This window comes from Paenibacillus sp. Y5S-9, assembly GCF_036894235.1.
In the GTDB taxonomy this organism is placed as follows: domain Bacteria; phylum Bacillota; class Bacilli; order Paenibacillales; family Paenibacillaceae; genus Paenibacillus.
In genome coordinates this window covers 732,792-745,570 of sequence record NZ_CP145887.1, presented here as the reverse complement: position 1 = coordinate 745,570, position 12,779 = coordinate 732,792, and the positions used below count along the sequence as shown (strand labels likewise).

13 protein-coding genes are annotated in these 12,779 nt (G+C 47.9%); 1 reads left to right on the top strand and 12 read right to left on the bottom strand.

Translation table 11 applies throughout. The annotated features are described in order from the left end of the window. Positions 1–113: 113 nt before the first annotated feature. From V6669_RS03460 to V6669_RS03430, 7 genes are all read right to left on the bottom strand, one after another. Positions 114–1,436, bottom strand: coding sequence for a stalk domain-containing protein (locus V6669_RS03460; RefSeq protein ID WP_338590720.1), 1,323 nt, complete (start codon positions 1,434–1,436; stop codon positions 114–116). A 201-nt stretch (positions 1,437–1,637) separates the two neighbouring features. After that, on the bottom strand, positions 1,638–1,928 hold the full coding sequence (locus V6669_RS03455; protein WP_338590718.1) for a hypothetical protein: 291 nt from the start codon (positions 1,926–1,928) through the stop codon (positions 1,638–1,640). A gap of 230 nt (positions 1,929–2,158) precedes the next feature. Then, on the bottom strand, positions 2,159–3,031 hold the full coding sequence (locus tag V6669_RS03450) for an inositol monophosphatase family protein (protein WP_338590716.1): 873 nt from the start codon (positions 3,029–3,031) through the stop codon (positions 2,159–2,161). Between the two features lie 98 nt (positions 3,032–3,129). After that, a complete protein-coding gene (gene uvsE, locus V6669_RS03445) occupies positions 3,130–4,131 on the bottom strand; it encodes a UV DNA damage repair endonuclease UvsE (RefSeq protein ID WP_338590714.1) in 1,002 nt (333 codons plus the stop codon). Positions 4,132–4,286: 155 nt separating this feature from the next. Continuing rightward, positions 4,287–4,610, bottom strand: coding sequence for a hypothetical protein (locus V6669_RS03440; RefSeq protein WP_338590712.1), 324 nt, complete (start codon positions 4,608–4,610; stop codon positions 4,287–4,289). Between the two features lie 30 nt (positions 4,611–4,640). After that, positions 4,641–5,741, bottom strand: coding sequence for a D-alanine--D-alanine ligase (locus tag V6669_RS03435; RefSeq protein ID WP_338590710.1), 1,101 nt, complete (start codon positions 5,739–5,741; stop codon positions 4,641–4,643). 137 nt (positions 5,742–5,878) lie between these two features. After that, positions 5,879–6,883 carry an amidase domain-containing protein gene (locus V6669_RS03430; RefSeq protein WP_338594830.1) on the bottom strand — a complete coding sequence of 335 codons (1,005 nt, stop codon included), beginning with the start codon at positions 6,881–6,883 and terminating at the stop codon, positions 5,879–5,881. A gap of 377 nt (positions 6,884–7,260) precedes the next feature. Between V6669_RS03430 and acnA the strand changes: the two genes are divergently transcribed. Beyond that, complete coding sequence (gene acnA, locus V6669_RS03425; RefSeq protein WP_338590708.1) at positions 7,261–9,975, top strand: aconitate hydratase AcnA; 2,715 nt, start codon at positions 7,261–7,263, stop codon at positions 9,973–9,975. Between the two features lie 132 nt (positions 9,976–10,107). Here acnA and V6669_RS03420 read toward each other — a convergent pair whose 3' ends face one another. The 5 genes from V6669_RS03420 to V6669_RS03400 form a co-directional block, all read right to left on the bottom strand. Beyond that, positions 10,108–10,422: a hypothetical protein gene (locus V6669_RS03420; RefSeq protein ID WP_338590706.1), complete on the bottom strand. Its 315-nt coding sequence runs from the start codon at positions 10,420–10,422 to the stop codon at positions 10,108–10,110. Between the two features lie 32 nt (positions 10,423–10,454). Next, positions 10,455–10,853 carry a hypothetical protein gene (locus V6669_RS03415; protein WP_338590704.1) on the bottom strand — a complete coding sequence of 133 codons (399 nt, stop codon included), beginning with the start codon at positions 10,851–10,853 and terminating at the stop codon, positions 10,455–10,457. A 217-nt stretch (positions 10,854–11,070) separates the two neighbouring features. Continuing rightward, positions 11,071–11,280: a hypothetical protein gene (locus V6669_RS03410; RefSeq protein ID WP_338590702.1), complete on the bottom strand. Its 210-nt coding sequence runs from the start codon at positions 11,278–11,280 to the stop codon at positions 11,071–11,073. Positions 11,281–11,293: 13 nt separating this feature from the next. Then, the gene (locus V6669_RS03405) at positions 11,294–11,854 is read right to left on the bottom strand and encodes a VanZ family protein (protein ID WP_338590700.1); all 561 of its coding nucleotides are present in this window, start codon (positions 11,852–11,854) and stop codon (positions 11,294–11,296) included. 28 nt (positions 11,855–11,882) lie between these two features. After that, positions 11,883–12,746: a M15 family metallopeptidase gene (locus tag V6669_RS03400; RefSeq protein WP_338590698.1), complete on the bottom strand. Its 864-nt coding sequence runs from the start codon at positions 12,744–12,746 to the stop codon at positions 11,883–11,885. Positions 12,747–12,779: the final 33 nt, after the last annotated feature.

Below are 12,779 nucleotides of genomic sequence, written 5' to 3'. Positions count from 1 at the left end.
AGGTATACATCTGTGTCAGCAACTCAAAAAGAACACAAAACAGCCAGAATACCTTGAACAGATCAAGGTATTCTGGCTGTTGAATAACATCATGTTAAAGTGTGAAATACAATTTACGGGTTAACAAAAACAGTTTTCAGCTTCGCTACATACTGCACATCAAAGCCAAGACCTTCAGCCACCATGGCAAGTGGTACATATGTTTTGGACTCTTTGCCTACCTTATTCAGGAATGCAGGTGTATCCACGGTAACCGATGCTCCATTTACCTTCACAGCATTGGCACCAATCTTCACAGCAACCTTTCGGTCTCCATATGTAATGGTTGCGGTTGAAGTTTTGTTATCCCACACCGTAGTAGCACCCACAGCGTTTACGATGTCTTGAATCGCCACAAAGTTTTTGCCGTTACGGATAATCGGTTTGTACGGTGTATTTAATGTTTTGCCACTCACGATAATATTCATTGGTTCACCTGTGGCAGGTGCAGTCAGCTTGGTGTAATCTCCCCAGATCGTTTTGGCAAATACTTCGGCAATGGCCGCATATCCAAATTGATTCGGGTGGAAATCACGATCTTTGATCATATGTGTCATCGTGCCTTCACCACCAACAAACTCCTTGGCGACGTGTGCGACTTTGACATCGGTACCCTGAGCAGTAAATTGTGCTGCAATGCCATCAATAGTTTGTGTGAAGCCTTGGGATGCCTCCATCAGTTTGGCATAGAGTGCCTTGCCTGCTACTTCTGGCATCGGTTGATACTGGTCGGCGATGACAATTGTAGCTGTCGGGTTAATTTCATGGATATCATTAATCGCTGCACTAACATTAGCTGTATATGTTGCGAGTAATTCTTTTACCTTCGCTTGCAGTTCCTGATCACTCAGTTTGTCTGCTGTACCGAGAAGCTCAGATACATCATTTCCCCCAATGGTAATTGCAACCAGATTGGCCTGTGCTACACTCTCACGGATTGCAGCAGTATTGGCTCCGATCTGTCCCGCTCTTGGATCAGGAAGACTTGGTTGAATGGCTTCAGAAGTCAGTGTTTTGCCATCCTTAATTGCAGTAGTGAAGTTTTTCAGGCCACTGGTTTTCAATCCGGCAATCCCGTAGTTGTCCACCTGTGTACGTCCATGCAGCAAACCCTGCTCATGCAAACGTTCTACATAACCATAAGGCAATTCTTTTGTGTTGGGCTCATAACCTACCGTTATGGAATCTCCCAATGTGACGATGCGGAACTCCTTGGTTACGGCTATTGCATCTTTCTTCGCAGTCAGCGAAGTCTCGTTTGTACCTGCTGGCAATACACCGGTTTTGGTGTCAGCCGCGTGTGCAGGCAATGCAGATGATGTAAAGAGCAGCATTCCTGCCAACATGCTTACCGTTAAACCGGCAGCTGTATTTTCCCATATACGTTTACGCTTCATTCAGGTAACACTCCTTTTCGCGAATCTATAATTACACTAATATATAGTACATCGGTCATTCCAATGATATAAGTCGTGTTACTCTATTCTATCATTTTAAAGTAGGCGTTGTCCTCTCTGCTGAGAGCACACATGAAATAACAGGCTCCCTAAAGGGGGGCCTGTTACTGGATAAGCTCAGCTATGACGTTCAGTGATTAGTTAAGATTGCGGCTTATTCGAGTCTTCAGCAATCGAATGACCTTTGTCGCTCTCCGGTTTGTTCCCGGTAGCTCGTTCCAGATATCGATCATAACGATCGTCCACTTCGCGTGCCATCTTCCGGTACTTTAACGTTTCCTCGACAATTGGATCACGTTCCGTCTGGATTCGCACTTCATACTTGGGAGGAATCAGCTGGCGTTCACGCTGATCGGTGTCGCCGGACTCTTCCATGTCCCCTTCCGTCAGCATATCACTGAGCCGTCGTTCCAGTTCTTTGGATTCATCCATTGTTTTCGCTCCTTTAATTAAAGTCATACATGCGTTAATTATTACTATTGTACTTTCACTTCGTGTACAGAACCATCTTCCGATCGCTGTTATCCCCAGATTTCTTTGATTCCCTTTTCCAAGGTAGAAATCCGGTGATAAAGGCGAGCGCTCCGCTTCTTCAGATGCCTTCTGTCCCCTCCGTTAATGTACAATTAAAAGTAATTAAAGCATCGATGAGTTGAATAGACTCACTCCAGACCAGTAGCTTTCGCTTCCTTCAGCACATCCGTCAGTGCATCATGGATTTTGCCATTGCTGGCAACGACATGATTCACAGACAGTTGATAAGGTGTTCCGATGGTATCCGTCACCTTGCCACCTGATTCTTCAACCAGCAGCGCACCTGCGGCAATATCCCACGGTTTCAATCCAACTTCGGTATAGGCGCTGAGACGTCCTGCTGCAACATATGCCAGATGGAGGGCGGCAGATCCGCCTGCACGCAAGTTACGAACTTGCGGAGCAAGAGCCTGCACAGCGGCCATATTCAGTGGCAACGCAAAGGTTGTGTCTGCCGGGAATCCAACCGCAATCAGGCTTTGAGCCAATTCCTTTTCACCAGATACCAGCATCCGGTTTCCGTGAACATATGCTCCTTTCCCCTTTTCCGCAACAAACATTTCATCACGGGAAGGGTCGTAGATCACGCCGACAATGACTTCGCCATTGTGAGCCAATGCGATGGACACCGAATAAAACGGGAATCCGTGTACAAAGTTCGTCGTTCCATCCACAGGATCAACAATCCACAGGAACTCTTCTTCCTCTGCTTCTTTCAGTGCTTTTGCCGAAGCTTCCGGTCCCGGTTCGACGCCTTCTTCACCCAGAATGGCATGGTGGGGAAAATGCGTAAGAATCAGGCGGCGGATCATCTGTTCCGCTCCTTTATCCACTTCGGTCACCAGATCTTGGGGTGAATATTTGGTGCCAAGTTCAGCTACCGTCCCAAGACGGCTTTTGATCCATTCGCCAGCTTTGGAAGCTGCATTAATGGCAACGGCAGTATAGCTTTTGCTTGTCACGACATAAGGTGTCTTTTCCTTCTCATTCAAAGCGTTCACTCTACTTTCTATATCAATCTACGAAAAGTTAAAATACTTGTTAAAAGTATACGCCCCACAGGTCATAAAGTTTCTCGTTGCCCAGGCCCCTTTTGGCACTACGGATGAATGATGACGGTAGACTCGTCCACCCACTCCACACCCTCTTCGTGATAGAATGCCAGCTTCTGCATCAGTTGCACAAGAGCCTCATCCTTGCGTTTGGCTTCAATCATCACGTCAAGCCTCGGGGTGTCTGCTGCGATATGACGCAAGAAGTCGAGCACAGGCTCTACCTCTACACCATCGGCATGACCTCGCAGATCCTTCTCACTCTTCGGACTAGAGACGTGGATTTTGGGTGGCAATGGCTGATCAGCCGGTGAATCTGCCTGAGCAAGCGGCGACTGCCAAGTCTTTAGAATATCAGGCCACAGATCCCATGCCTGTTCTCCTTCGTTGTTCACCCACTGGTGATGGATATCCAGTACCATGGGCAATCCCAAGCGCTGGCACACGGCTAGTGTCTCAGGCGCATTGAACGTTTTGTCATCATTTTCGAGTGTGAGCCGCTCCTGGATGTCCCGATCCAGCTTCAAAAAGTTTTCTTCAAAACGAAGCGCCGCCGAAGGCTTGTCCCCGTATGCACCACCAATATGTATATTGTTCTTGGCAGTGGCATTCAGCCCCATGGCATCCAGCATCCGAACATGATGACGAAGGTCGCGAATCGAGTTGTGCAGAACTTGCTCGCGTGGGGTACTAAGTACGGTAAAATGATCCGGATGAAAGGACACACGCATACGATTTTCCTTCACAAAATCACCAATGGCCGCAAAGTCCTGCTTCAGTGCCGGGAACGGGTCCCAGTCATTCAGGTCCTCGTGTGTTGCCAGTGGAATCAATTTGGAAGAGAAGCGATATACATGAATATGGCTACCCTTGTTGTGCCTGAGCAAACGTAATGTATTGTGCAGGTTCTCGGCTGCAATCCGTTCGAGCTTGCGGATCGCTGCTTCCCTGTCATCGATTTTGTTAAAACTCGACATGGTCATGGTCCGGGAAGGCGAGGCGTTCTCTATAAGCACGGACATTGCCACGTAACCAAAGCGTACGAGCATGAATCTCTTCCTCTCTATTAGGGCGGAGAACCCGCACGGCATATTCAGCCGTCAGGATGTACCGTCACTGTATATAACCAAGTTTTACCCTAAAAGAGTGACCATAATCGTATTCTGGCAAATCAGTCCTTCCGACTCGCACTTACAGTCAACAACTACTCCTGTGCTTGCTCTCCAAAGAACATCTCATCCGCAAGGGCAGTCTGGATGCGTGATTCTTCCTCAGTCAATTTGCGGACGAGTAGCATCTCCACCTCGGTTACCTCTTGCCCCTGGAAGTTGATCTCTGCAATGGAAACCACGATCTTGACGATGGCTACAGCCACGTTATCCGGTGTGTATGCAATCACTTTCTGGCCGGTAGGAAATACCCGGAAACCCTGTTTGACCATTTTGCCGCGTCCGTATTCAAGCAGTTCGAACAGCTCCTGCTCATTCTTGAACTTGCATACGGAATTGAATTCAGTCTGAAATCCCATGCATATCCCTCCTGATCTTGTGGTCGCAGGCTACGCCTGGACGCCGTTCTCGTAATTCAGTGCCTGCTTGCGGTTGTAACGCTCCAGTGCCAGCTCAATCATGCGATCCAGCAGTTCGGCATACGATACACCTGTCTCACGCCAAAGAAGTGGATACATGCTGTATGGTGTGAAACCAGGCATGGTGTTGACTTCATTAATAAGCAAGGCGCCGTCATTTTTCCGAATGAAGAAGTCCGCACGTGAAATACCGTTACCTTCAATCGCACGGAACGCCTGCAAAGCTGCCTCGCGAATGCGATCTGCGGCCTCTGGGTCCAGTGGAGCTGGAATCAGCATCTGTGATTGACCATCAATATACTTGGCTGCATAGTCATAATACTCACCGGAGGATACGATCTCGCCTGGAACGGAAGCCATTGGCTCGTCATTGCCGAGGACGCTGACCTCAACCTCGCGTGCTTCGACAAACTCCTCAATGACAACCTTCGTATCATACCGAAGTGCGAACTCGACAGCTGTCTTCAGCTCATCGCGGTTACGCGCTTTGGAGATGCCTACACTGGAGCCCAGATTTGCCGGTTTGATAAAACAAGGATACCCCAGCTGATCTTCGACCTGTACGATCATTTCGTGCTCTGTCTGCTTCCATTGTGTAGCATTAAAATACGTAAAGGCACATTGGTCAATGCCAGCCTGTGCAAACAGCTTTTTCATGACCACTTTGTCCATGCCGCCAGCAGAAGCCAGTACACCTGCACCTACATATGGCATATCCGCCATCTCAAACATGCCCTGAATGGTACCATCCTCTCCAAACGTACCATGCAGCAGAGGGAACATCACGTCCAGCGCTTCTGCTCCGCCATACAAACGGCCAAACAGTGCGTTCAGAGCATCCTGCGTTCCACCCGCCGATTGCTCCAGCTTCAATTCTTCAATCTGCGCGAACGGCGCATGCATGACAGGTCCTTTTTTCCACGTACCCTGCTTGGAGATATAAAAAGGAACCAGTTCATACTTTTCATAATCAAATGCGTTTGTTACAGCAAACGCCGTTTGCAGCGACACCTCATGCTCGCCCGATTTCCCGCCGTACACGACGCCTACTTTTAATTTATCCATACTCATGTGTACCCTCCGATTATCTGTGCCTGATGCTGTCATGCTTGCATGCTCAGCACCCTTGTTATTCTGCTTGCGTTATCTGATCTTATTTTACACGGAACTGGATGTCTGCGTCACCGCATCCCGAAAATCTTTCGTCATCAAAACTCATCTGCAATATGAAAAAGCCGGTATACCGTCCGCTCCGTCCAAGCGTAAGAATCCCGGTAATCCCAAAATCGGTGACGGCTGCTAACCGTATGTGCGTTAACAAGCGGCATACCGCCTGCATCAAACGCGGTCACAACGGTGCTGTGCTGAAATCGTCCATCTCCATCCCAATCGTAGAGAATAACATCGCCGAGCATCAGCTGCTCAGGACGCTCCACTTCTGTCGCGGTCAGACCCCAGCTGCTGCCTGACAAATAACGCTCCAGACTGTTGGAAACTGCCCAACTGTAACTCCACATTTCGGAGCCGTTCACATACCCTTTATACCACCAGCCAGCTTCTCTTCTACCAGTATAGTGGATGGGTGCGCCCCCTGCAAAGAGACATTGGGACACGTAATTGGTGCAATCTACATCAAATTCCTCAAATGCCGGATTCCCCGCATTCCACCACCGATCTGCATAGGCAACTGCCAGATCTCTGCGATATGACTGTTGCCGTGAGCTTCTTCCTTGACCCAGCACTTCCCGATTCAGCAGCGGCCGATTCATCGCCTGTACAAAATCAGCTTGTTGAAACGGACGTCCTTCCCCAGCAGGGCGACGCTCCGGCACTTCTCGCTCTACCCGTCCAATGATCCATCCACCACTCTGCCGCAGAAAGGTTAACCGCTCCCGCTCAATCCGGTCCTCCCGGTGGGTGATCCCGCTCTTCTCGTAGAACAGTCTGCTGTACAATTGTACATCCACCACCGCTTCTTCATGGCCATCCATAAGCGTGCGCACAAGCTTGGCGCTGGTCTCGCTGCGAAGAGGCACGGCGCGCCGCTTACGATACCATTCGTCCAGCCTTGCCATACGCTCTCCCCGTTCCACCACGAAGTCAGGATCGGTAACGATCCGTTCGCTGGTCTGTGGACGGTAGTCGATCTCACAGCGATTGTACTGGTTCACGTAAGTATATAAGGCACTCTTCCATTCCCGTTCCAAGCCTATGTCCCCCTTTGGCATGAGTTCTGTCTGGAATATTTCATTGCGTATATAAACTCCTACTATTCATATGAAAGGGTCCTCGGTTGTATGTACACGGCTCGGGAAGGAGATCCAAAATTCGGCAAATACAGGTACATGAGATATCTTATTCCTGCCTGCTTCACGAAAACGCCTTCATTGGTGCAAAAGCTTGCTTGATCAGGCAAAAAGACCTTTACGTACGGAGGTGAAAACGGTATACTTAAAACTAAAGTCATGATTATGAAATTACGTTTCATCTGATGAAACTAACGAACAAGAACACGGAACGATGAAGGCCTGTTCTTCACCTAAATGAACGTTTTCTTCATCTCACCGACACATCCCAAGGAGGTACATGTATGTCAGCAAAGAATCATTTCTCCGCCGCTCGCAGTCTTGAGGTTGGAGGCAAGTCTTACCGCTACTACAGTCTCGATGCTCTTCAGGAAAACGGCCACGGCGATCTTTCCAGGCTTCCTTTCTCCATTAAAGTGTTGCTTGAAGCAGCAATTCGTCAATTCGACGGACGTGCCATTACCGAAGAACATGTAAAACAACTGACCGGCTGGGCAGATGGCCGTGATAATAACAAGGAAATCCCATTCATCCCTGCACGTATCGTTCTGCAGGATTTCACCGGTGTACCGGTTGTCGTTGACCTTGCTGCAATGCGTGATACTGTGAAAAAAGCAGGCGGCGATCCAAAACAGATCAACCCACTCGTACCGGTCGATCTCGTTATTGACCACTCCGTCATGGTTGATGCTTTTGGTACCAATGATGCACTTGATTACAATATCAAAGTTGAGTTCGAGCGTAATGAAGAGCGTTACCGCTTCTTGCGTTGGGCGCAAACGGCATTCAACAACTTCCGTGCAGTTCCACCATCCACAGGGATCGTTCACCAGGTTAACCTGGAGTATCTGGCTTCCGTGGCAGCAACAAAAACCGTTGACGGCGAGACCGTTGTATTCCCGGATTCCCTCGTAGGTACAGACTCCCACACCACCATGATCAACGGACTTGGCGTTGTTGGTTGGGGTGTTGGTGGAATCGAGGCCGAAGCTGGTATGCTTGGCCAACCGCTTTATTTTGTAACACCGGACGTTATCGGTTTCAAACTGACAGGCAGCCTGAGTGAAGGCGCAACAGCAACGGATCTGGCACTGACCGTTACCCAATTGCTTCGTAAAAAAGGCGTTGTTGGTAAATTCGTTGAGTTCTACGGCCCAGGTCTTGCCAACATCGGTCTGGCTGACCGTGCAACAGTAGCCAACATGGCACCAGAGTACGGCGCAACGATCGGTTTCTTCCCTGTTGATAGTGAAACGTTGAACTATCTGCGCAGCACTGGCCGTCCTGACGAGCAAGTAGAATTGGTTGAAGCTTATTACAAAGCTCAAGGCATGTTCCGTACTTCCAGCACCGTTGACCCTGAATTCACAGATGTGATTGAACTGGATCTCGGCTCTGTTGTACCAAGTCTTGCCGGACCAAAACGTCCACAGGATCGCATCGAGCTGACACAAATGAAAGAAAGCTTCAACAGCATCATCCGTACACCTGTAGATAAAGGCGGATACGGGCTGAGTGATGAGAAAATCGAACAAACCGTACCTGTGAAACACCCGAACGGTTCCACCAGTGAACTGAAAGCAGGCGCTGTTGTGATCGCAGCGATCACAAGTTGTACGAACACTTCGAATCCAAGTGTTATGGTCGGAGCGGGACTGCTGGCGAAAAAAGCAGTTGAACGCGGCCTGACCAAACCAGGATATGTGAAAAGCAGTCTGACACCAGGTTCACTTGTTGTTACCGAGTACCTGGAAAAAGCAGGCCTGATCACGTACCTCGACCAACTCGGATTCAACGTTGCCGGCTACGGTTGTGCAACATGCATCGGTAACTCCGGCCCACTGCCGGACGAAGTGAGCGAAGCTATTGCTGAGAACGATATGACCGTAGCGGCTGTATTGTCCGGTAACCGTAACTTCGAAGGCCGTGTACACGCACAGGTTAAAGCCAACTACCTGGCATCGCCACCACTCGTTGTGGCATATGCACTTGCAGGTACTGTGAATATTGACTTTGAAACCGATCCAATCGGTTATGATACGAACAATGAGCCTGTATTCCTGAAAGACCTCTGGCCTACCTCCGAGGAAATTAAGGATACTATCGCTAGTTCCCTGAACGCTCAGATGTTCCGCAACAAGTACGAGAATGTATTTACAGCCAATGAGCGTTGGAATGCAATTTCTGTACCGGAAGGCGAATTGTACGAGTGGGATCCGAACTCCACGTACATTCAGAATCCTCCGTTCTTCCAAGAGCTTGGCGACAAGTTGAACGATATCGCAGATATCCGTTCTGCACGCGTGATGGCTTTGCTTGCGGATTCCGTAACAACGGACCACATCTCGCCAGCAGGTAATATTGCACCATCCAGCCCGGCTGGACTGTACCTGAAAGATCATGGCGTAGAGCGCAAAGACTTCAACTCCTACGGTTCACGCCGTGGTAACCATGAAGTCATGATGCGTGGTACGTTTGCCAACATTCGTATTCGTAACCAGGTGGCTCCGGGCACCGAGGGCGGTATCACGAAGTACCTGCCAACGGACGAAGAAATGTCCATCTACGATGCTTCCATGAAGTATCAGGATGAAGGACAGAACCTGATCGTTATCGCTGGTAAAGAGTATGGTACAGGAAGCTCCCGTGACTGGGCGGCAAAAGGAACATTCCTGCTCGGCGTCAAAGCCGTTATCGCGGAAAGCTTCGAGCGTATCCACCGCAGTAACCTGGTGGGCATGGGCGTAATGCCATTGCAATTCCAGGAAGGTCATGGCTGGTCCAGCCTTGGTCTGAACGGACGTGAAACGTATGACATTACTGGCCTCAGCAATGATGTGAAGCCAGGACAAGAGTTGAAAGTTACCGTAACTCGTGAAGACGGTACACAGTTTGACTTCCCTGTTATCGCTCGTCTGGACAGCATGGTTGACGTGGATTACTACCATAACGGCGGTATCCTGCAAACTGTATTGCGTCAAATGATGAAAAAAGCTTAATTACATGAATCATTAATGTAACGAAGTTATAAAAAGAAGCTCCCCATTCCGTGCAATCAGCACGTGGTGGGGAGCTTTTTATTTAACTATCGATATGCATCATCAATTTAATTATGAGTAGCTTCTTATCACTTAAAACTCAAAATTTAATCCAACTTCTGAATCATCAGGTGGTTCAGGAATACGATATACACCTCTGCAATTTAATTTCTCCACGTTGATCCAGTCCACAAAATCATCCGCCCCGTAACTACGAATAAAGTGAGCATATTCCGTATTTCCCTCATGATCAATAGACTCGATATACAGGGTGAATGGGTGCTTATACTCTAGGCTCTGCAAAAAATCGATAAATTCTCCTCTCCACTCGCCAATTTTTCCTGCATATTGATTGGGAACGTAATAGTAGAACACATCGAAGTGATATACAACAATTCTCATTAACATTTACAAGCCTCCTAGAACTTACAGATCACAGTTTAGAGTTTTAAGATCTTCATACCTTCTCTCAGTTGTTCTGACACAGCGGTATAGTACTCAATGCTATCCGCAAGTTCGCGTTCAGTCTTATGTATAAGATAATAGGAATATTTCTGCATCAACTCATGCTCGTTTAACTCAACAGGGAGATAAATAATCTCAACATCATTCGAATCGAAATAATGACGATATCCTCTCTCCGATTGTCCCACTTTCATGACTGTTTTTATCACCAGCAACTCATCACGTGTACAAGCTCTTATCAGATCAGTTCTTTTCTGTTCTAAATCACGCACTACTACTTCATCGTAGTGATTATTCGTAGCTTCAGCAATTTCGGTTTCAATTTGCATAATGGCTCTCATGGTTCCTGCTAGTTCTTTAGCTAATGAATACAATGTATGTCCTCCTTTTTTTGTAAGGAATAGGCACTAACGCATCATCTCTACTCTACCTCATTTGCGATGTTACTCGCAAAGTTCACTGGTCCTATGCTAAATTCGATACCTTATGAAACAACAAAAAAACTCCCCGTAACGTGCAATCTGCACAGTGATGGAGAGCCTTGGGTTTCAGTATGTGTGTGTTCTCCGTTGCTTCAAGGCCAACTGCCTTCTAATGCCCAATGTGATGTGAGGCTTGATCTAACAGTTGAATCGTGCCCATGATCAGAAACAAACACGACAGAGCAATTAACGAGCCTCCGACCCATCTAGACATGATCACTCGCTCCGTAATCTGTTTTTCCGAAGCATCCGTTACCTTGTGTGGATACACGAGAAACATTATCCCTGCGCTAATGAACAGTACAGCCATTATAATCAAGTTCTTCTCATCCTTACACGTGACTTCCCTTAGAATTTAACTTTTTCGTCGTCACGCGGGATTCTCCTCCCACCAGCACCTTTTTCAGACCCATAGCCATAGTGAAAACAATATATCCAATCAAGCCGCCGAGTGTATTAAGCATCAGATCATCCACATCAAATATGCCCATGCCAGTCACTAACTGTGTCACTTCATAACCCAGACTGAGCAGCAGTGACAGCAGGAGCACCTTTATTCCAGAGAATAACTTGTTGCCCGTCAACACAGGAATGAAGATGCCCAGCGGGATAAAGGCCAGTATATTACCTGCCAGATGGATTGCGGTACCCGGACGATGTAACGACAGACTGTTCCAGTCTCGTGAGATTTCCTGAAATGGTGTCAGGTTGACGGTTCGCGTATGGACCAGATCCGGTTGTTGCAAGAACGCCATCAGTCGATCCTTCACGATGCCAAAATCGACCGAGCTTCCTTTGAACAGGATCAGCTTAGTCAGCAGATATAAATAGATAATGAAAACGGCAATCCAAAGGATGTAATGTTTGCTTTTCTTCTGGTTGTTGTGCTTCATGTTGTTTCGCCTCCCTTGTGCTGCCCTGTTATTTCTTCACGGTGACAATGACGCCATCCTTGTTATCACCCGATATTTCAGTTTGTCCTTGCTCAGGTATGTAAACGGTTGTGTCTCGGGTGGCTCGATAATAGCGGATATGATACTCCTCACCCTCTACTTCCACAGTAATGTTCTCTTTCTCTTTAAGCATATCGAGATACTCTTCCAGCACCAGATTATTCTTATACATGACAGCACTGTGCGGTAGCCCTACATATCGAAAGTGCCATGGTTCATACTGAATACCGGTGATGCGCACTTTATCCTTTGGATAACGTAAAATAAATCCGTATTTCCATGCATTCTTCTCCAGCCACGCACCCTCTGGTGCTTCATTCATCGCAGCCAGGCTGGAGCCAATATCCAGGGATAACCCGAGATTGTGCTCACTGTGACCCGCAGGAAGTGCATAGTCTGAACCCTTTTCCCGATATAACTCGTCCTGCTTTTCAAAGTCCCTGTACCCACTGCTGACGAGAAAATATCGGACTCCCTCTTCGCCTGCTGCTTCAACCATCCTCTGAAACTCCTGGGCCACCTGTCGTGATAACATGATTTTCTGATCCAGTATTCCATATCCACGAAGCAGATCATCCTCATGTGCCACATATACAATATCGGATTTAACTCCTTCCGGGTGAACGGGGTACTGCTTATCGACCAGTAACAAGTTGCCCTTATGTACCTGATCCTGAATGTTTCCGGTGACGGATACGGTATAACCTGCGGGATTTTCACGTGTATTCTGAATCTCGATGGGCAACTCATCCTTCTGCTGAATCCATCCCGGTGATTGCGTAACGATATATCCGATCAAAATGATACATATCAAAAAGCCCCACTTTTTCATGCTTGTTCCTCCTTTTACCTCATACATCAAGGA